General features: G+C 38.9%; 18 protein-coding genes and 1 other RNA gene. 15 read left to right on the forward strand and 4 right to left on the reverse strand.

Annotation, left to right across the window (positions count from 1 at the left end; translation table 11 throughout):
* Window positions 1–132 precede the first annotated feature (132 nt).
* From JW886_RS03990 to JW886_RS04015, 7 genes are all read left to right on the forward strand, one after another.
* Window positions 133–1,614, forward strand: coding sequence for a cytochrome ubiquinol oxidase subunit I (locus tag JW886_RS03990; protein ID WP_205872366.1), 1,482 nt, complete (start codon window positions 133–135; stop codon window positions 1,612–1,614).
* Window positions 1,614–2,609 carry a cytochrome d ubiquinol oxidase subunit II gene (gene cydB, locus JW886_RS03995; RefSeq protein ID WP_075525091.1) on the forward strand — a complete coding sequence of 332 codons (996 nt, stop codon included), beginning with the start codon at window positions 1,614–1,616 and terminating at the stop codon, window positions 2,607–2,609. Before JW886_RS03990 ends, cydB begins: the two co-directional genes overlap by 1 nt.
* Window positions 2,610–2,802: 193 nt before the next feature.
* Window positions 2,803–4,590 (forward strand): thiol reductant ABC exporter subunit CydD, encoded by a 1,788-nt coding sequence (cydD, locus tag JW886_RS04000; protein ID WP_075525090.1) that lies wholly within the window; start codon window positions 2,803–2,805, stop codon window positions 4,588–4,590.
* Window positions 4,587–6,317 (forward strand): thiol reductant ABC exporter subunit CydC, encoded by a 1,731-nt coding sequence (gene cydC / locus JW886_RS04005; protein WP_205872367.1) that lies wholly within the window; start codon window positions 4,587–4,589, stop codon window positions 6,315–6,317. Before cydD ends, cydC begins: the two co-directional genes overlap by 4 nt.
* 291 nt (window positions 6,318–6,608) lie before the next feature.
* A complete protein-coding gene (locus JW886_RS04010) occupies window positions 6,609–7,475 on the forward strand; it encodes a MarR family winged helix-turn-helix transcriptional regulator (RefSeq protein ID WP_205872368.1) in 867 nt (288 codons plus the stop codon).
* A 95-nt stretch (window positions 7,476–7,570) separates the two neighbouring features.
* Entirely contained in the window at window positions 7,571–7,702 is a 132-nt protein-coding gene (locus JW886_RS09910; RefSeq protein ID WP_277395111.1) for an SGNH/GDSL hydrolase family protein, read from the forward strand.
* Window positions 7,703–7,748: 46 nt separating this feature from the next.
* Window positions 7,749–9,518 carry an ABC transporter ATP-binding protein gene (locus tag JW886_RS04015; protein WP_205872369.1) on the forward strand — a complete coding sequence of 590 codons (1,770 nt, stop codon included), beginning with the start codon at window positions 7,749–7,751 and terminating at the stop codon, window positions 9,516–9,518.
* 97 nt (window positions 9,519–9,615) lie between these two features.
* On the opposite strand, the gene JW886_RS04020 is transcribed toward JW886_RS04015, so the two are convergent.
* From JW886_RS04020 to JW886_RS04030, 3 genes are all read right to left on the reverse strand, one after another.
* Window positions 9,616–10,254 (reverse strand): DedA family protein, encoded by a 639-nt coding sequence (locus tag JW886_RS04020; RefSeq protein WP_205872370.1) that lies wholly within the window; start codon window positions 10,252–10,254, stop codon window positions 9,616–9,618.
* 169 nt (window positions 10,255–10,423) lie between these two features.
* Window positions 10,424–12,424: an ABC transporter ATP-binding protein/permease gene (locus JW886_RS04025; RefSeq protein ID WP_200406589.1), complete on the reverse strand. Its 2,001-nt coding sequence runs from the start codon at window positions 12,422–12,424 to the stop codon at window positions 10,424–10,426.
* 89 nt (window positions 12,425–12,513) lie between these two features.
* Window positions 12,514–12,732 (reverse strand): zinc ribbon domain-containing protein, encoded by a 219-nt coding sequence (locus tag JW886_RS04030; RefSeq protein WP_075525112.1) that lies wholly within the window; start codon window positions 12,730–12,732, stop codon window positions 12,514–12,516.
* A 344-nt stretch (window positions 12,733–13,076) separates the two neighbouring features.
* Here JW886_RS04030 and JW886_RS04035 point away from each other — a divergent pair, with 344 nt between their 5' ends.
* The 8 genes from JW886_RS04035 (at window position 13,077) to JW886_RS04070 (ending at window position 18,964) form a co-directional block, all read left to right on the forward strand.
* On the forward strand, window positions 13,077–13,736 hold the full coding sequence (locus JW886_RS04035) for a YoaK family protein (protein ID WP_075525084.1): 660 nt from the start codon (window positions 13,077–13,079) through the stop codon (window positions 13,734–13,736).
* Window positions 13,737–13,851: 115 nt separating this feature from the next.
* A complete protein-coding gene (locus JW886_RS04040; protein WP_205872371.1) occupies window positions 13,852–14,514 on the forward strand; it encodes a Crp/Fnr family transcriptional regulator in 663 nt (220 codons plus the stop codon).
* Window positions 14,515–14,661: 147 nt separating this feature from the next.
* Window positions 14,662–15,765, forward strand: a complete 1,104-nt coding sequence (locus JW886_RS04045; RefSeq protein WP_205872372.1) for a vitamin B12 independent methionine synthase — start codon at window positions 14,662–14,664, stop codon at window positions 15,763–15,765.
* Between the two features lie 123 nt (window positions 15,766–15,888).
* Window positions 15,889–16,641 carry an MBL fold metallo-hydrolase gene (locus tag JW886_RS04050; protein WP_205872373.1) on the forward strand — a complete coding sequence of 251 codons (753 nt, stop codon included), beginning with the start codon at window positions 15,889–15,891 and terminating at the stop codon, window positions 16,639–16,641.
* A gap of 2 nt (window positions 16,642–16,643) precedes the next feature.
* The gene (gene tadA / locus JW886_RS04055; protein WP_205272726.1) at window positions 16,644–17,114 is read left to right on the forward strand and encodes a tRNA adenosine(34) deaminase TadA; all 471 of its coding nucleotides are present in this window, start codon (window positions 16,644–16,646) and stop codon (window positions 17,112–17,114) included.
* 15 nt (window positions 17,115–17,129) lie between these two features.
* Window positions 17,130–17,215, forward strand: an RNA gene (gene ffs, locus JW886_RS04060) — signal recognition particle sRNA small type.
* Between the two features lie 188 nt (window positions 17,216–17,403).
* Window positions 17,404–17,892, forward strand: a complete 489-nt coding sequence (locus JW886_RS04065; RefSeq protein ID WP_205872374.1) for a hypothetical protein — start codon at window positions 17,404–17,406, stop codon at window positions 17,890–17,892.
* A gap of 64 nt (window positions 17,893–17,956) precedes the next feature.
* Window positions 17,957–18,964 (forward strand): WxL protein peptidoglycan domain-containing protein, encoded by a 1,008-nt coding sequence (locus JW886_RS04070; RefSeq protein WP_205872375.1) that lies wholly within the window; start codon window positions 17,957–17,959, stop codon window positions 18,962–18,964.
* 38 nt (window positions 18,965–19,002) lie between these two features.
* Here the strand turns inward: JW886_RS04070 and JW886_RS04075 are convergent, their stop codons facing one another.
* Window positions 19,003–19,413, reverse strand: coding sequence for a PaaI family thioesterase (locus JW886_RS04075; protein WP_205872376.1), 411 nt, complete (start codon window positions 19,411–19,413; stop codon window positions 19,003–19,005).
* Window positions 19,414–19,483 lie beyond the last annotated feature (70 nt).

Here is a 19,483-nt window from a genome sequence, read left to right on the forward strand (position 1 = left end):
AAATTAGGGTGAAAAAAGAAAAATCAAGGAATTTATTTATCTCATCGACATTATTATTTTTCTTTGAGAAAAAATTTCTTTTTTTGTTCTGTCTTGGGGTATCTTTGTGGAAAAAAATTGGAGGTTGGTTAAATGTTAACCATTGAAAATCTCGCGCGCTTTCAGTTCGCGATGACAACAATTTTCCACTTTTTCTTCGTTCCACTTTCTGTAGGTACAGTCTTTATGACTGTTCTTATGGAAACAATTTATGTTAAAACGGGCGATGAAAAGTGGAAAAAACGCACAAAGTTCTTTGGCTCAATAATGCTTTTGTCCTTTGCAGTTGGTGTGGTAACAGGAATTATTCAAGAATTTCAGTTTGGTATGAACTGGTCAGATTATTCCCGTTATGTCGGAGATATTTTTGGGGCCCCCCTTGCTGTTGAAGCGCTCCTTGCGTTCTTTTTAGAATCAACCTTCCTGGGAGTTTGGATGTTTGGTTGGGATAAACTGGGTAAGAAACTTCACTGTGCGACATTATGGATTGTATTTATAGGAACTTTTCTTTCCTCACTCTGGATTTTAGCAGCCAACTCTTGGATGCAAAATCCTGTTGGTTACGAAGTGAAAGACGGTCGTGCAACTTTAACAAGCTTTTCGGCCTTACTTACAAATCCCCAAACCATTTTAGAGTTTAGTCACGTAGCGACAGGGTTTTTAGTTACTGGGGGCTTTGTTATTGCAGGAGTTTCTGCATACCAGATCCTTAAAAAGCGTGAAATTGACATGTTCAAACCAGTTTTACGCCTGGGACTTCTAGTTGCTCTTATTGGAGCGCTAGGAAACTTTGTAGCTGGTGACCAACAAATGCTCGAAGTTCAACGTACACAGCCTATGAAATTTGCTGCTACCGAAGGGGTTTATGAAACAACACCTGACCCAGCAGCATGGGATATGGTTGCCTTCTTTAACGAGGCAGAACACCGAGAAGTCTTTGGTATTCAAATCCCTTATATGCTCTCTATTCTGACCTACCACCGTCCTAGCGGTTCGGTCGAAGGAATGAACGAGATTAATGCCAAACTTCAAAAACAATTCCCTGAGGTGGCTAAGGAAATCGGTGGAAATTTCTTCCCACCTGTTACAGCACTCTTCTGGACATTCCGGGTTATGGCAGGGTTGTCGATGGCAATGATTTTACTCTCAGCTGTCGGTCTGTTTTTAACACGTAAGAAAAAACCAAGCTTATATGAAAATAATTTTGGCTTGCAAGTTTATCGGTGGTTCTTATTTGCTCCGTTTTTGGCCATCACATCAGGATGGTTAGTGACAGAACTCGGACGGTATCCATGGACTGTCTATGGCCTGTTTACAATCCGCGATTCTGTTTCTCCTAATGTTTCCGTTGGTTCTTTGATTTTCTCCAATGTAGTTTATTTCCTTTTGTTCTGTTTCCTTGGAGGAGTAATGATTTATTTCACTATTCAACATATGAAAAAAGGAGTGGAAGGTGCGGAAACAGCCTATGTTTCACTCGATGCCTTTACGCAAGATGCCTTTAGTGGCCTTTCGGAAGAGGAGCAACAAGAACAGACATCAGATAAAAATGAAGAAGAGGAGGCTGATAAATAATGACAGGTTTACAACTTTTTTGGTTCATCATTGTTGGTGTGCTATTTAGTGGCTTTTTCTTCCTTGAAGGATTTGACTATGGGGTGGGAATGAGTACAATTACCATAGCCAAAGATAAGCGAGAAATCGAACAAACGATTGGCTCTATCGGGCCCGTTTGGGATTTAAATGAAGTTTGGCTTTTAACAGCTGGTGGTGCAATGTTTGCCTCTTTCCCTTATTGGTATGCTTCTTTATTTTCTGGCTTCTATCTGGTTTTGTTTTTGATTTTGGTCGGTTTAATTTTCCGAGGAGTAACGTTCGAGTTTCGTCATCATTCACATACAGAGAAGGGCAAAATGATTTGGACACGTATCTTAGGTGTTGCAAGTTTTGCCATTCCTTTCCTTTTTGGTCTCATGTTTACGGCGATGATCCAAGGGGTACCGATGGATGAAAAAGGAAATGTTATGGCTACCTTTACCACTTATGTGAATTTCCTTTCAGTCGTAGGAGGAGTAGCAGTGATGCTTCTTTCATGGCTGCATGGACTGAATTACTTGGCCCTTAAAACGGAAGGCGATTTACGAGAACGCGCGGCACGTGTAGCAAATAAATTATACTTTGTGCTTTATGCAGGAGAAGTCGTTTTCGCTATTTTAGTGGCGCTTTATACAGATTTCTTTGATAAACATTTCCTAGGAACGCTCATATTGCTTGCTGTTATTGTGGTGTTAACACTTATCGCTCATTTGTCAGTACGTGCTAAAAAAGAAATGACTGCTTTTCTGGCTTCTGGATTGACTTTCATCGCCTTGGTCGCTTTAATTTTCCAAGGTATGTTCCCTCGTGTAATGATCGCGACTAACGCAGCGCACAGCATCTTGATTAAAAATGCGAGCTCCACAGCCTATACTTTGAAGACGATGACCCTTATCACTTTGGTGATTTTACCCTTTGTCTTGATTTATATGGGTTGGACTTACTTCATTTTTAGAAAACGTATAGAAAAATAAACTTAAAGGAAATAACTGGTTAGGCCAGTTATTTTCAGATTGTACAAAAAATTGTTATAATGAGTGGATAAAGACTCACCACTACTAAGATCAGTATGATTTTACTGATCAATTTTTTAAGAAGGAGACTAATGCCCTATTAAAATTTACTGACAGCGTGGTCAGTAAATTTTAATGTGTGTTGAACTTAATTATGATCGATAAATCTCTTTTTGAGCTGCCAGGAGTACGGAAAATGTTTCCTTTACTAGGAATATTAGCTGTATTTCAAGCAGCAGTGATTGCTTGCCAAGCTTTATTCATGGCAACGGCAATCACAAAATTCTGGAAAGGGGAATCCTTTTCAGGTGCTTTACCTTGGGTATTAGGCTTTGCCGTCTGTTTTATGGGACGTGAAGTGATTAATTTCTTCCGTTCTAAAAGTTTAGATAAGTTGGCTTATCGTTTGGCCTCCAAACTACGTGGGGATATGTTGGATAAATTTTTCCGGTTGGGACCCTCGAGTGTCGCTGAACTGGGTTCGGGGTCGGCAGCAACTACTGTGATTACGGGGATAGATCAAGTTGAGGATTATATCAAGCTTGTTTTATCAAAAGTACTTAATATGATGATTGTCCCCCTACTTATTTTGGTTCCGGTCTATCTTTTAGATTGGCAAAGTGGAATCGTTTTGACTTTAACTTTTCCTTTTGCAATCATCTTCATGATCTTATTGGGTTATGCAGCACAAGGAAGAGCAGAACGTCAATATAAAACTTTTCAATATTTATCTAATCACTTTTTGGATTCATTACGCGGTATTGCCACCTTACGTTATTTTGGTCTGTCAAAAGATTATGCTAACTCTATTTACCGAACGTCAGAAGATTTTCGTAAGGAAACCATGGGTGCTTTGCGGATTGCGATGCTTTCTACCTTTGCACTAGACTTTTTTGCTAGCTTATCTGTAGCGATTGTTGCTCTATTTTTAGGTTTACGCCTCATGAATGGAGAAATTTTACTTTTTCCTGCTTTAGCAGCTTTGATTATGGCTCCAGAATATTTCCTTCCGCTGCGTGACTTTGCCAGTGATTATCATGCAACACTAAATGGTAAGAACGCCTTAGCGGCTGTTAACGAAGTTTTAGCCCAGCCTGAAGTAACACAACAAGTCTTGGATGAACCCTTACGTTGGGATGAAAAGGCTCAGCTACAGCTGACAAATCTGTCAAAAATTTACGAGACAGGACGGGGAATTTCAGAGGTCAATTTGGAGCTGCAAGGTTTTCAAAAAGTTGCCTTGGTAGGGAGCTCAGGATCCGGAAAATCGACGTTACTCGCTATGCTCGCTGGTTTTATGGTGCCCTCTTCTGGCGAAATTAAGATCAATCAGCAAAAATTAGAAACCTTAACGGATGAAAAATACCGGCAGTCTGTCCAATTTATTCCGCAAAAAACATATATTTTCTCAGGAACTTTCCGTGAAAATTTAGCCTTTTATGAGCCAACAGCTACTGATGAAGCAATTATTCAAGCTGTTGAACTTGCAGGCTTAACCTCATTGTTAGAAGAAATAGGATTGGATGGCCAGATTGGGGCGAGTGGACGGACCATTTCAGGGGGGCAAGCTCAACGTGTCGCATTAGCTCGTGCTTTTTTGAGTCGTTCGAGAAATATTTTATTATTGGATGAACCGACGGCTCATCTCGATATCGAAACAGAACTTGAAATCAAAGCCAACATCTTGCCTTTATTAGAAAATAAATTGGTTTTTATTGCTACGCACCGTCTGCACTGGCTGTCTAGCATGGATAAGGTCATCGTTTTAAATGAAGGCAAAGTTGAAGGAGTTGGCTCGCATGAGGAACTTCTTCAAACAAATGTCTATTATCAAACCTTATTAACCCAAATGCGTGGTGTTGACGACGAAAAAAATCAGCTGACAGAGCTGTCAGCAACTGACCAGCCCGTATCAGAAGCAAAAGGAGGGCAGGATAAATGAAATTAAAAACGATTTTATTTGGAAATGACTGGATTACACCATTTTTGAAGAAATATCGTAAGGGATTTGTCTTAGCTATTTTTCTTGGAACAATTACGATGGCCATGGCCGGTCTTTTGATGTTTAGTTCAGGTTATGTGATTTCAAAATCAGCAACTAAACCAGAAAATATTTTGATGATTTATGTCCCTGTCTTGTTTGTGCGGATTTTCGGGATTGGTCGTCCTGTGATGCGCTATGTTGAGCGTCTCACGTCTCATAACTGGATTTTGCGGATTACCAGCCTTTTACGAAAAAAGCTTTATTTGCGCTTAGAAAAATCTGCAGTTAACTTATCTGAACGCTACAAATTGGGTGAGTTATTAGGCGTGCTTAACGAAGATATTGGAAATTTGCAAGACTTATTTTTACGGACGCTCTTTCCAGTACTTATTGCAGGAACCTTAGCTATTGCTTTAGTCATTGCTAGTGGATTTTTCTCCCTATGGTTAGCATTAGGTGTGGCTCTGTTTTTAGGATTCTTAATTGTTGTCTTACCATTGATTTCCTTGAAATTTACGATGAAGCTTGATGAAGAATTAAAAGCTTACCGTAACGACCTATTTTCACATTTGACTGACGATATTTTAGGACTACAAGACTGGGTACTTTCTGGCCGTAAGGAAGATTTCCTCACAGCTTATCGAGGAGCAGAAGTTTCCGCTAGAAAACGTCAGGCTAAACTGCTATCCTTTGGCAGAAAGAGAAATCTCTTTTTACAAGTTGTTTATACTTTACTAGTAATTTACCTGATGGCTTGGTCATCAGGTGCCTTGAATACAGGTGATGCTCCCAACTATATCGCAGCTGTTAGTTTAATGGCTTTCCCACTCTTTGACGCTTTTTCACCTTTGTCTGATGCGGTTGTTGAAACCAATCGCTATGGAGATTCCGTGCGAAGATTAAATGATCTGCCCGATCCTAATGAAACCCTTCGTGATCAAGTTATTACTGACGTGGACTTGAGGATTGAGCATCTTGACTTTGCGTTTGAAGAGGAGAAAAAACTTTTCCATGACTTCAGTTTGCAAGTAAAAAGAGGCGAACATCTTGCCATCCTTGGCCGTTCAGGCGTTGGTAAATCCACACTTGCAGGCCTTATTCGAGGGGATTTAATTCCTCATAAAGGTAATATCTCCTTTGGTGGTATAGCACCTTCCAAAGCTAAAAATGTTGAAGACAAGATTGGAGTTATTAATCAATCCCCCTATCTTTTTGCAGCAAGTCTGCGTTCTAATCTCACACTTGCAAATTTACATGCTACAGATGAAGAAATTTGGGAGGCTTTAGAACTAGTCGGCTTGCGAGAAATGGTGGAAAAATTGCCTAAAGGTCTTTCTGAAGAAGTCGATGAAGCTGGAGAACGCTTTTCTGGTGGTGAACGTCAGCGATTGGCTTTAGCAAGAATTTTACTTTCGGATGTAGAAGTAGTAATTTTAGATGAACCTACGGTATCACTTGATCCTATCACTGAAAACCAACTTCTTCGTCTATTTTTTGAACGTTTACGACACAAAACTATTATTTTTATTACCCATCATCTTTTAGGGGTTCATCAAATGGACCGTGTTCTTTTTCTCGAAGAGGGCAAGATAAAGTTTGATGGATCTCCCGCCAATCTTATGGCTTCAAACGCTACGTTCCAACAGCTCTATAAGCTGGATCTAGGAGAAGAAAAGACAGATTGAAGTCATCTAAAAACAGTCTTATGACTGTTTTTTTTCTTTTTTATTTAGTTTATTGTTGACAAAACTAAATAAAAGTTCTATAATTTTTTTAGTTAGTTAATTAGAAAATAAACTAACTAAAATCAAAGGAAAGAGGAAACAAGTTGGTAAAAGTTTTATATAGCTTACTTAAACAGCTGATTGAACATTATAACCGCTCGGTAGATTGTCTAGCCTATGTATACGATGATGAACTGGATACAATTTCCTCACGAACGATGACTCAAAAAAGAACTTAAGGAGGACAGCACTATGTCTGAACAAACTAATCACCTTTTACACCTTTTCTCAAAATTACTTCGCAATCCTAGTGTTTTATTTGCCTTGCGTACAGATAAATTCTCTAGTCAAATGAGAAATAGAGGGAATCGTACAGGGGCCCAAGGCTTATTAGTAGAGCTTTGGAAAAAAGATGGTTTAACCAATGCAGAAATTGCAGAACTACTTGATATTAAGCCTTCCAGTGTAACGGCGCAAGTGAAACAATTAGAGGAAGCACAAATGGTTATACGAAAACAAGATGAAAAAGATAAACGTGTAAATCGTGTTTTCTTAACAGAAAAAGGACGAGCAGCGCAAGAAACTCGTGATACGTTCCAAAATGATGTCTCTGAAAATATTTTTGGTGCACTTAATGAAGAAGAACAGGAACAACTGCTTCGTTTAATGGAAAAACTTGTAGCTGAGAATGATCCTCATGATGAAAAAGAATTTCAAAGAATGGCTCAATTTTTTGGAGGGCCAATGATGGAAAATATGATGAATGCTCATAATCGGCATGCTTTTGGAAATCATATGCGTCGTGAAATGCAAAATTGGCAACGAGAAATGCGTCGCTCTGCTCAAGAAATGAAAAAATCTCAAAATCATATGCGTAAACAAGCAAGAGATAATGCACCTTTTGGAGAAGATTGGAAAATTTTTGGTCAACAAATGAAAGAAAATTTTCAGCAACATTTTGATCCGCGCAATCAAACGGGCTTCAACGCTCCCTGGGAAAATTTTGATAATGAAATGGATGAACGCTTCAAAAATTTCTCAGATACAACAACCAAAGAAAAGAAGAATAAAGATTCCGTTCAAGATCGAAAAGAACCTGATAATTGGGACGACTTTTAAATGATATAGTGTTTGGACCCAAAGATGAAGATGAAAGAAAGTTATTAAAAACATGATCTAATGGTGCCTTTCAATCTGCCAGCAATAAAATAGCTTTGCTCGCCAAACGCCAGGGTGTAAATTTTATTGATGCCAATAAAGGGTTAGCAGATGAACAAGGCAATCTAAAAAAAGAAATTACGTTTGATGTTTTGCATATGCTGCCAAAAGGATATGAGATTGTTTAAAAAAATCTGATGACTTATCTAGAAAATGAATAAAGGAAGTAAAAAAATGGAAAGAGGTTCACAACCTTATCAACACATTGAAAAAAAAGCTGTCGATAAAACATCTATGAAACATTTTATCGCGTTAATCCGTGCGGCTAAACCACGCTATCTATTTTTTGTGATAGGAATCCTTGCTGGGATTATTGGAACATTTATTCAGTTACAAGTCCCCAAGATGGTTCAACCACTTGTGAATAGTTTTTCACAAGGTGTAGATGGAAGTAAAGTAGCAGTAGTTATAGCACTTTATATTATCTCTGCATTGGTTTCTGCAGGAGCTGCTATCGTATTAGGATTTTTTGGAGAGTCCGTCGTTAAAAATCTCCGCACACGTGTCTGGGATAAAATGATTCATCTCCCTGTTAAATATTTTGATGAAGTCAAAACCGGAGAGATGTCTTCTCGGTTAGCTAATGATACAACGCAGGTAAAAAATTTAATTGCTAATGCCATTCCACAAGCCTTTACTTCTATCTTGCTTTTGATTGGTTCAGTAATCTTTATGATTCAAATGCAGTGGCGCTTAACCCTAGCGATGATTATTGCGGTACCTGTCGTGATGCTGATCATGTTTCCCATCATGACTTTTGGACAAAAAATTGGTCGTACGCGTCAAGATTCACTCGCAAATTTCCAGGGGATTGCTAATGAATCCCTTTCAGAAATTCGCTTGGTTAAGGCTTCAAATGCAGAGAAAGAAGCATCAAATAAAGCAGAATCTGATGTTAACGCCTTATATAAAATTGGGATACGTGAAGCCGTATTTGATGGTCTAATGTCTCCTATTATGATGCTTTCCATGATGCTTATGATCTTTGGATTACTTGCCTATGGGATTTATCTCATCTCAACGGGTGTAATGAGTCTAGGAACGCTACTTGGGATGATGATGTATTTGATGAACTTGATTGGTGCAGTTCCTACTGTGGCCACGTTCTTTACAGAATTAGCCAAAGCTTCGGGTTCAACTGCACGCCTGACGGAATTATTAGAAGAAGACCAAGAAGTGCTTCATCAAGGCAAGACTGTTGATTTAGAAGGAAAAGTTTTAACAGCTCATGCGGTTGATTTCGCCTATGATGAATCTGAAAAGATCCTTCAAGGAATTAGCTTTGAAGCTAAACCCAATTCCATTATTGCCTTTGCAGGTCCTTCGGGTGGTGGTAAATCAACTATTTTCTCTCTTTTGGAACGTTTTTATCAACCAACAGCTGGAGAGATTACGATAGGGGAACAACCTGTTGAGGAACTTTCTCTAGAAAGTTGGCGGAGCCAAATTGGTTTTGTCTCGCAAGATTCGGCGATTATGGCAGGGACGATTCGAGAAAATTTGACTTATGGGCTAACTGGACATTATAGTGATGAACAACTTTGGCAAGTGCTAGATTTAGCTTATGCGCGGGCTTTTGTGGAAAATATGCCTGAACAGCTTGATACTCAAGTGGGAGAGAGAGGTGTTAAGATATCAGGCGGACAACGACAACGTTTAGCCATTGCGCGAGCTTTCTTACGCGACCCTAAAATATTAATGCTCGATGAAGCGACAGCAAGTCTAGACAGTGAATCAGAAGCAATGGTACAACGTGCTTTGGATAGTCTAATGAAAGGACGGACAACGTTAGTAATAGCTCATCGTCTTTCTACAATTGTAGATGCAGATTGTATATACTTCATTGAAAAAGGAAAAGTAACTGGTTCAGGAAAGCATCAAGAACTCGTGGAAGACCATCCACTCTATGCATCCTATGTTGCTGAGCAGTTGACAACTGCATAATAAAAGATAAGAACCGCGTCTCGTAACCTGATGTTATTAGACCGGTTTTTTTATAAGCCTTACGCTATAAAAAAAGAGGTAAAATAAAAAACGCTACTTAGCGTTTTTTTACTTTGGTTGTTGGGGAAGGATAAAAGCGTTTTTTGATAAAAATGAGAAGCCCTGCAAGGAAAACGACACCCAAGATAACCACAGTTACTGTAGAGTAGGTATCAATTATCGTTGCTAAATTCTCCCAATTATCTCCTAAAACAGCTCCAAGTGAGACTAGAACGATATTCCAAATCAATGTTCCCAAAGTAGTTAAAAAGAGGAAAATAGGGAGTTTCATTTTAGCACTACCAGCGGGAACTGAGATTAAACTGCGAATTAAGGGAATGAAGCGGCAAAAGAAGATAGTGGCATTCCCTCTTTTCAGAAACCATTGCTCAGCCTTTTGGATATCCCCTGCTTTTAAGCGAAGGATTCTTCCTAACTTACCTGAAACAAGTGTTTCTAAGCGTTCAACACTCAAGAGGCGGCCAACAAAGTAGAGAATTAAAGCTCCGAGTACTGAGCCAATGGTTGCAGCGATGATCATTCCGATGATCCCAAGTTCACTATAAGTCGTCATGAAGCCACCAAAAGTCAAAATTACTTCTGAGGGAATTGGTGGAAAGATATTTTCAACCATGATGAGAAAAGCGACACCGAAGTAGCCAAATTGGTTCATGACTTGGATAATTATTTCTTGCATTCTTGCTCCTTTTTGATCGTCTGTTATTTTTATTGTAACATAAGCTGAAAGAGGGACAAAGTAATATAAAAAATAGGCTTTGTCAGCGGGCAAGGTCTATTTTTTACTGATGAGTGAACTCATCGGGTGTTAAATTGAACTGACCAAATGATCAGTAGTTGGATTGAATTTACTCAGCAGAGAGTGCTTCAATAGTATTTAAGCGAGCAGCACGTCCACTAGGAGCAAGGCTTGCAAGTAACGCAATCAAGATGGCAACAATGATGGCAAAAATTACATTTCCTGTCGAGATTTGGACAATATTTGCACCATCAAGGAAACTTTCAAGGGCTTTATTGATAAGCGCTTGGCCTGCATAAGCGAGGACAATGGCAATTGCTGCTGAGGATACGCCAAGAATCAGGCTCTCAGAAGTAAAAAGACGAGAAATATCTTTCTTACGACCACCAAGTGCACGGATAACCCCGATTTCTTTGGTACGTTCAGCAACGCTCATGTAAGTTGTGACAACAATCATGAAAATAGAGACAATCAAGCTAATCCCTGCGATAGCAGCAAGAACATAGCTGACGATGTTAGTAATATTGGTTACCAAATCGAGAATTGAAGTTGTACTAAAAGTGACAAATGCTTTGTTTCCATCCACTTTAAGCGCTTGGATATCAGAGATAACGCCTTTAACATTGTCAACTTTATCTGCTGTAACAACGGCATAAGTAGCATTTGTGTCAGCATCTACGGCAGACAAGGAAGCTTTAATCGTATTGTAAGTTGCAATTACACTGCTAGAAGAACTTGAGCCAGCAGCATTTTCAGGGTCTTTTAAAATACCAGAAATTTTAAAGTCTTTGCTGACTTGAACTGCTGTACCATTACTTGTTTTAGCTTGGAATGTGAAATTAACTGTTTTCCCAACCAGGGATTTATAATCCGCATTGAGGGCTTTTGCATCGGCAGTATGGAGAGCAATTTCACCATCTTTAGGCTTAGCCCCAGCGGCATATTCGTCGTTGATATTCGACTCAGTCCAAGTATCAAGTGTGAATAAACCAGCTTTTGTTTTATCATTGTATTTGAGACTACTCATTCCTGAAAGTGAATAAGTAGGTTCTACTTTTTTGACATGATCAATGTTCTTGAGTTTATTGAGGTGATCATTATCAAGGTTTCCAGTAGAAGTCCCAAGTTCTTGTTGACTTTGCTGGAGCGCCTGTTCGTTACTGAGTTTATTATCCGTAGTGGTACGCTTGAATACGGTCACGACATTAGGGTTAACATTTGAACTGATCGTGTCATTCATATATTTGGTTGCACCATTCCCTAAACCTAAGAAGAAAATGACGGAGAAGAGTCCAATCGCTGTGCCTAGTGCAATTAACAAGTTAATTTTCCAAGAGTGCGTAAAGTGTTTGAAGGCGGTGCGGAAAGTATCACGATAAGTCAATGCTTTAGATTGGACACGTTCGTGACTTTCGACTGGATAAGCTGGTTTTAGCCGCTCATCCCCTGTAATTTGTCCATCTGCTAGGCGAATGATACGTGTCCCATAGTCAGCAACTTCTTGAGAGTGAGTGACAACGATTACCGTTTTACCCGATTGAGCAATTTCACGGAGTAAAGCGAGGACTTCTTTAGTATTCTGTGAGTCTAAGGCACCTGTAGGTTCGTCGGCTAAAATAATCTCAGGGTCAGAGGCTAAAGCTCGCGCAATAGCGACCCGTTGTTTTTGCCCACCAGAGAGTTGCGAAGGATTTTTCTTACGATGCTCATAAAGCCCAACTTGTTTGGTCAACTCAATAGCGCGTGCATGACGTTCTTTATCTGAAAGATTTGTCATTTTCAGGCTGATTAAGATGTTGTCTAAAACGCTCAAATAACTCACTAAGTTAAACGATTGGAAGATGAAACCAATCGTATCACGCCGATAGGCATCCATATCTTTTTCTTTTTTTGTTTTTTGAGCAATGCCATCAACGATAACATCCCCTTCGTATTTACGATCCAGACCACCGATGATGTTCATGAGGGTTGATTTCCCGCCCCCGGATTCTCCAAGAAGGCTAACGAAATCTCCCCGCTCAAACTCCAGGTCAATTCCTTTTAAGACGGGAAACTCTTCTTTTCCGAGGAAATAAGATTTTCGGATATTTTTTAGCTCCAAAACTGCCATAAATAATTCTCTTTTCTAAAATGTGTGTATTTTAATTATACCTTAAATTCCTTAAATAAAAATAAGACCAAGGTCTTATTTTTTTGAAATCAGCCATTTAATAGAAAATCTAGAATATTCATTCCTGTGCTGGTTTGGGCTTTATAAAGCTCCGTATAACCACACTGGGCACAAGAAATAGTAATGTATTTCTTATTTTGAACATTAAAAAACTTAGAAAAGTCCCCACCTGTAGCTTGAAATTGGTCCTGTTCAAAAGTGTGGTTAGCACACTTTAAACAAGTATATTGCTGTTTATAACCATTCATTGAAAAATCCTCCGTCTCCTCTAGTTGCTCCACTTTTCTCTCTTTTATTATAGCGTAAAAGCTTTGGATTATTTAATGATTTGAGAAAGCTCGAGAACTGAACATGTACGCGTTTACTTAACATTATTATAAACTATGGCCACTATATTGCAAAGAAAATGGCTTAGCTAGGCTTTAGATGGAATAAAAGACTAAAAAATAAGCGCTGACAGCCTGTGTAAGAACCCTCTTCATGGAAAAGTAGCGTTAAATTTACTGACAGCTCTGTCAGTAAATGGTCTGTCAAAAAGTGATGAAAACGGATAAAATTCGTCAGACGGCGTTTTTTTGTTATAATTTTAGCTATGGATAAACAAGTTAAGGAAAAAATGCGCATCGCATTGCTCTTTGCATTAAATGCAGGTTTTATGGATGGTTTCTCATTTTTCCATTTTGATGATCGTTTTATAGGAGCGCAGTCAGGAAATTTAATACAAGCGGGAATTAACATTGCTCAAGGAAATTTTCCTCGTTTTTGGAATTTTGTAATTCCAATGATTTTCTTTGTTTTAGGGGTTATGACTCGAGGCTTTTACTCCCATTATTTGATGAAACGTCACCGTTTTGATGCCACCTATCTCTTACTCATTCAATGGTTAGGAGTGACTACTTTTGCTATTGCTTATGGGTTAGGATTGCAACTTCCTGTGTCCGTCTATGTAGGACTTTTTAGTTTCTTTATGGCAATTCAATATGATGCCTTTACAAAAGTACATGGTCGCGCCTACGGGAGTATCTTCATGACGGGAAATATGAAATCAATGTCGGCTAATCTTGCTCAGTATTTTTTAACCAAGGATCAAGAAAAACTACGCTCTGCAGGAATTTATGTGTTGTTGATTGGAATTTTCTTTTTGGGGGCCATTATCGCCACCTTAGCGGGAAATTGGTTTGGTAGCTGGACAATGCTTGGCTCGACCATCTTGATTGGTGCGGCTTATCTGATTATGCGATTTGAAGTATGATAATTTAAAAACTTGATAATCATCAAGTTTTTAACCCAATAAATGATTTATAATAAGGTAAAAGTTACTGACCAGCCTGTCAGTAATGACAAAAAGGATGGGAGATGAATAAAAAGTGCAAGAACATCATTGTATCACACAGGTTCCTCTTTTCAGTCAACTCGCACCAGAGGAACTTGCGAAAGTAGAGCAAGTGGTTCAGCACCAGCGCTTTCAGAAGGGAGAGCTTGTCTTATCGCCAGTCCAAGCACCCCGTTTGGTCATTGTAGCCAAAGGCGCTTTAAAAATCTATCGGCTTTCCGCAAGCGGTAAAGAGCAACTTCTGCGAGTGATAGAGCCTGGCGGTTACGAAGGAGAAGCTGCGCTTTTTGGTGTTGTCAATGAAAATATGTTTGGTGAGGTGATAAAAGATAGCGTGGTTTGTTTTGTAAAAAGCGAAGCTTTTAAAGAATTGCTTATGAATAACCCCGCACTGAGCTTAAAACTTTTAGAAATCAATGCTCAAAAAGCTGAACAAACAGAGCAACAAGCTGCGTATTTGGTCATGGAAAGTATCGAAAACCGCCTTGCTCACTACCTTTTACAACTTGCAAAAGCTACTGAAAGTTTAAATTTTGTTCTCCCGATGAAGATGAAGGACTTAGCTAATCTCCTTGGGACTACACCAGAAACACTTTCACGCAAATTCAAAGGGCTTGAGATGGCCCAGTGTATTGAACGGCAGGGGAAAAAAATCCACCTCCTTGATCCAATGGCTTTAGAAGCACACTATACTTAGTTAAAAAAACTTAGTTAAAAAAGTCCATAAGCTGGACTTTTTTGCATAAAATATTTGCATTGCATCATTAAAAAATATGAAGACCAACCTTGAGGAGAGTTTGATAGAATAATAAGAAAGAAATAATATAGAATCTAGGTAGAGTTTATGACAAAAAATCGTTCACATTTTGATCACGTGGGAAGCTTTCTTCGTCCTCAAGAACTTAAGACTGCGCGTAATCAATACGAAGCGAATCAACTTTCACTTGCTGACTACAAGACGGTACAACATGAAGCCATTGAAAAACTTGTAAAAAAAGAAGTGGCAGTTGGACTAACTTCAGTAACAGATGGTGAATTTAACCGTTCATGGTGGCATTTAGACTTTCTCTGGGGGCTTAACGGAGTGGGCAAATATGAGCAAACTGATTCTTACAAGTTTCACGGGGCAAAAACCCGCACTACAAATATTGAATTGACTTCAAAAGTTGCTTATAATCCGAACCATCCCTTTTTTGAGGATTTTGAATTTCTTAAATCTATCCTCCCACCAGGTGTTGAACCTAAAGTAACTATTCCTTCCCCTTCGTTAATTCCAAATCGTGATGGTCGTTCAGACCGTTGGCCAGAATTTTATGGAAGTTGGGAAGAATTCTTAGATGATCTGGCTCAAGCTTATCATGAAACTTTGCTCCATTTTTATGAATTGGGTGCGCGTTATATTCAACTGGACGATACGACTTGGGCTTATCTTATTGCCAGATTATTAGATGATCCAGAAAATCATGAAAAATATGTGAAGATGTGTGAAGACATTGTCTATCTTGTTAATCAACTCTTGAAGGATTTACCTGAGGACTTGAGAGTTTCAACTCATATTTGTCGAGGGAATTTCAAATCAACTTATTTATTTGAGGGTTCTTATGAGCCTGTGGCAAAATACTTGGGTCAGCTTAATTATGATACTTTCTTTTTAGAATACGATGATGCTCGCTCAGGTTCTTTTGCTCCCTTAGCAGAAATTTGGAATCAAAGAAAAGATGTCTTGCTTGTGTTAGGACTTTTCACTTCTAAACATCCAGAACTTGAAAAGTATGAAGACATTAAAGCTCGCTTAGACGAGGCGCTTGAATCGATTCCACTTGAAAATCTGGCACTTTCAACACAATGTGGTTTTGCTTCTACAGAAGAAGGAAACGATTTGACTGAAGAAGAAGAATGGGCTAAATTAGCACATATTAAAAAGATTGTGGATGAAATTTGGAAATAAGAGAAAAGTGGTGGATGCTACCACTTTTTTTGTTTGTCAGTAAAGATTAAATGGCGCATAAGCGAAATGAGCTTTGCTTTGTTATAATAGACTTAAGCAAAAATAAAGAAAGCGAGAAAAAATATGAAATTAACAGCACTAGGTGTTTGGGGCGGCTATCCTACGCGTGATGCCGGAACAACCTCTTATCTTTTACAATCAGAATCAGGTTTTAACCTGCTTTTAGATTGTGGCTCACGCGCGGTGACAGAACTTGAACATGAATTGCAACCAACTCAACTTGATGCAGTTATTTTGAGTCATTATCATGAAGACCATATTGCAGATTTGGGGGCTCTTCGCCAATATCGTCAGCTTTATCCATTGGGTCAAGATGGTTGGGATGGAATGATGTTGCCTATTTATGGCCATGGGGAAAATGAATATGAATTTTCTAAATTAACTTTGGATAAGGTTTCTGAAGGTCATCTTTATGATGTCGAAAATGGAACAAAAGTTGGTCCTTTTGATATTACTTTTCTAAAAACAGTTCATCCTGTGGTGAATTATGCCATGCGCATTGTTGAACGCAGAACGGGACAAGTTTTGATTTATACTGGAGATACGGGTTATTTTGATGAATTGACTGACTTTGCCAAAGAGGCTGACCTTCTTCTTGCTGATGTTTATTTCTTTAAAGATAAAGCAAAAATGCCTAATCACTTATCATCCATTGAAGCCGGTCAAATTGCTAAGGATGCAAAGGTTAAAAAATTAATTTTGACTCATCTGCCACAATTTGGTGATTTGGATATTTTACTGACAGAAGCAAAAGAAGCAGCGGGGGATGCTGTCATTACTGATTTAGCAGTTCCGCATAAAAAATGGCAGCTCTAATGATGCAAGTTTTTACAGAAGAAGAAAAAGAATTTTTTATGAAGGAAGCACTCAAAGAAGCGCAGAAAGCAGCTGAAAATGAGGAGGTTCCTATTGGAGTTGTCATTGTTAAAGACGGCGAAATTATTGCGCGTGATTTCAATAGGCGAGAGCTTGATGGCCGGGCGACCCATCATGCTGAAGTTTGTGCGATTGAAGCAGCAAATCAGGCAGTGGGAAATTGGCGACTCCTTGATTGCGCCCTCTTTGTCACCATTGAACCTTGTGTCATGTGTGCCGGAGCAATTGGGTTAGCGCGGATTCCACAAGTCTACTTTGGGGCGACAAATCCTAAATTTGGAGGAACAGTCAGTCTCTATCAGATTTTAGAAGACAAGCGACTGAACCATCGCGTCCAAGTAGAATCGGGGATTTTAGAAGACGAGTGTGCAAAAATCATGCAAGATTTCTTTAAAAATAGACGAAAAAAATAAATTGTGTTATAATAGTTTTCGGAGCAATAAGTTTCTTACGAAGCGTGTCAGGACCTGACGGTAGCAGCACTAAGTATGGGGCTTATGTGCTCTTTTTTTTTGAAATTTTTTGTCCAAGGACTGTTATTAAAAAGCGTAGGCAATTATATTAAATTAAAATGTAGTTTAACATTAGAAATCTTTATAAAATCAAAATGTGATTGTTTTGATTTTATTGTTTTCTTATATTCAATTTTGGAGAGCTTTATTTTGCTATAATAAGATTATCATTAGAAAAAAAGGAGATAACATGAAAAAAATCACACTTGTTACCATCTTAACTCTCACTGCCACTGCGCTTAGCTTCTCAACCGTAAAGGCGAACACGATTGAACCCACGAGCACAGATGTTGCTGTGACCGCTATAGAAGGAGAGGCGACATTTAATTTTGGTGCTGTCAGTCCTCTCAATCTGAATTTTTCTGATATTACATTTGATCAGGCAGGTAGTGCCAATACTTTGACAGAAGAACTCCCACTGCCTACTGGAAGTCTTGAAAATCGAAGCTTTGGAGAAACGACTGTAGAAGTAAGTGTTACTGCGAGTGGGGCTGGTCTTACTATCAGTGAGGAGAATGCAGGCTACACCTTAACTGCGCAACAAGGGACGAGTGCAACTCAAACGGATGCCAAAGTAACTGTAAATTTAGATCCCTTGCTCTACGATAATGAAGCAAAAGATGATTATAAGGTGACAGTAACGGCAACAGAGGTAACTCCTCAGACACCGGAGTCTTGATGTTATGGCTGCGGTTAGAGAAAAACGTTTTCTTAATCTGCTCACAACACACTCTTTTTGGAGAGTGTGTTTATTATTCGTCTGTGCTGGAATGTGTTGGGGAAAGCCACTAGCGGTAAATGCTCAGAGTAGTTCATCTCTCAGCGTTACTTTGCAGGATAATAAAGTCTCAAGTTCCAAGAAGGACATTATTTTTGCTCCAAAGCCTGGTCAAACGTATGAATTTGAAGCAAAAGTAGTCAACCATAGGGATGAAGTAGTAGAAATGCAGGCTTTCACCTCGCAGGCCATTTCTAAAGATAAAACAATCAGCTATGAAGAAGGGGAGAGTGATCAACTTATTAACAAGAGCTATCAGTTAGCACAATATGTTGAACTCTCCATGGATCAAAAAAAACTGAGTGACTCTGTAGTGCTAAAAGCGCACGAGGAAAAGAAACTTCAAGTTAAAATTAAAATCCCCCAGTCTTTTCAAGGAGAAATGCTCGGGGGAATCAACGTTGTACAAAGTTTTAAAACAGCGCAACAAAAGGAAGCGGTAAAGACAGAGCAAGTCTATCAGCAAGTCATCGTTGTACGCTTAAAAGGCGATGAAATAAGTGAGCTTGAGCCACAGACATACAGTAATTTTCAATTCATAACTCGTGGTGAAAAATTAAGATTTAACTATGAAAATACAAATCCTAATGGGAAACTAATCTATGCAGATGAAGGAACTTATCAACTTCAAAATCCAAAGCAAGAGGTAATTGCACAGGGAAGCTTAGATCATCAGGTTGTTTTAACACCATATACAAAAACACCTTTTTATCTTCCACTCAAAAACCAAGAATTGATCTCTGGGAAGTATACTTTTACCACAACTATTCATGGTGAAAAAAAGACCTATACCTTCTCTTACAGTGAAGCAGAACTTAAAGCACTCGCACGAACTAATGAGACAATGCGGCAAAAACAAGCTGCCTCTGATCAAAAATTATTGATTCTCTGTTTAAGTATTGTCGTTGCACTACTCATTATAGTTTTGGGAGTTGTTCTGATCAAGAATCGAAAGAAACAGCATAATTCATAAGCGTTACTTATTGCTATAAAAAAGCTCTGACAGATCTGTCAGAGTTTTTTTATAGGCACAAGGGCATTGACCACTGTGATTTGAGAGATGAGCTTTTCATTTTCGTCAGTGATTTTGATTTCCCAGACATGGTTGCGTTTGCCGTTTTTGAGGAGAAGACCGCGGGCATTTACGAAACCTTCGCATTTTTTGGGGTTGAGATGATTGGCGTTAATGCTTTGACCAAGGGCAAAATATTGACCAGAGCCGATGGTATTACTGGCCATACCAGCTGTGATTTCAGCGAGGGCAAGACTTGCACCTCCATTTAAAAAGCCGTGCGGTTGAGCATGAAAAGCACTGAGGATCATTTTACTTGAGAACTTATAGCTGTTACTGACAGAACTGTCAGCATTCTCGTCAGTAAAAAGTTGAAAATCTGTGATATTGAGTTGGTCAATCATGTTCATTGGAAAATCTCCTTAATAAGATGTGAGACCGACTGTCATGAAATGATGAAAAAATAGGAAAAATGTGGTT

Origin of the sequence: Lactococcus taiwanensis, from assembly GCF_017068355.1 — a bacterium.
GTDB lineage: Bacteria > Bacillota > Bacilli > Lactobacillales > Streptococcaceae > Lactococcus > Lactococcus taiwanensis.

What these genes read in the sequence shown, in the direction of transcription:
- JW886_RS03990 (WP_205872366.1), top strand. Translation starts at nt 133, where the DNA reads ATGTTAACCATTGAAAATCTCGCGCGCTTTCAGTTCGCGATGACAACA.
- cydB (WP_075525091.1), top strand. Translation starts at nt 1,614, where the DNA reads ATGACAGGTTTACAACTTTTTTGGTTCATCATTGTTGGTGTGCTATTT.
- cydD (WP_075525090.1), top strand. Translation starts at nt 2,803, where the DNA reads ATGATCGATAAATCTCTTTTTGAGCTGCCAGGAGTACGGAAAATGTTT.
- cydC (WP_205872367.1), top strand. Translation starts at nt 4,587, where the DNA reads ATGAAATTAAAAACGATTTTATTTGGAAATGACTGGATTACACCATTT.
- JW886_RS04010 (WP_205872368.1), top strand. Translation starts at nt 6,609, where the DNA reads ATGTCTGAACAAACTAATCACCTTTTACACCTTTTCTCAAAATTACTT.
- JW886_RS04015 (WP_205872369.1), top strand. Translation starts at nt 7,749, where the DNA reads ATGGAAAGAGGTTCACAACCTTATCAACACATTGAAAAAAAAGCTGTC.
- JW886_RS04020 (WP_205872370.1), bottom strand. Translation starts at nt 10,254, where the DNA reads ATGCAAGAAATAATTATCCAAGTCATGAACCAATTTGGCTACTTCGGT.
- JW886_RS04025 (WP_200406589.1), bottom strand. Translation starts at nt 12,424, where the DNA reads ATGGCAGTTTTGGAGCTAAAAAATATCCGAAAATCTTATTTCCTCGGA.
- JW886_RS04030 (WP_075525112.1), bottom strand. Translation starts at nt 12,732, where the DNA reads ATGAATGGTTATAAACAGCAATATACTTGTTTAAAGTGTGCTAACCAC.
- JW886_RS04035 (WP_075525084.1), top strand. Translation starts at nt 13,077, where the DNA reads ATGGATAAACAAGTTAAGGAAAAAATGCGCATCGCATTGCTCTTTGCA.
- JW886_RS04045 (WP_205872372.1), top strand. Translation starts at nt 14,662, where the DNA reads ATGACAAAAAATCGTTCACATTTTGATCACGTGGGAAGCTTTCTTCGT.
- JW886_RS04050 (WP_205872373.1), top strand. Translation starts at nt 15,889, where the DNA reads ATGAAATTAACAGCACTAGGTGTTTGGGGCGGCTATCCTACGCGTGAT.
- tadA (WP_205272726.1), top strand. Translation starts at nt 16,644, where the DNA reads ATGCAAGTTTTTACAGAAGAAGAAAAAGAATTTTTTATGAAGGAAGCA.
- JW886_RS04065 (WP_205872374.1), top strand. Translation starts at nt 17,404, where the DNA reads ATGAAAAAAATCACACTTGTTACCATCTTAACTCTCACTGCCACTGCG.
- JW886_RS04075 (WP_205872376.1), bottom strand. Translation starts at nt 19,413, where the DNA reads ATGAACATGATTGACCAACTCAATATCACAGATTTTCAACTTTTTACT.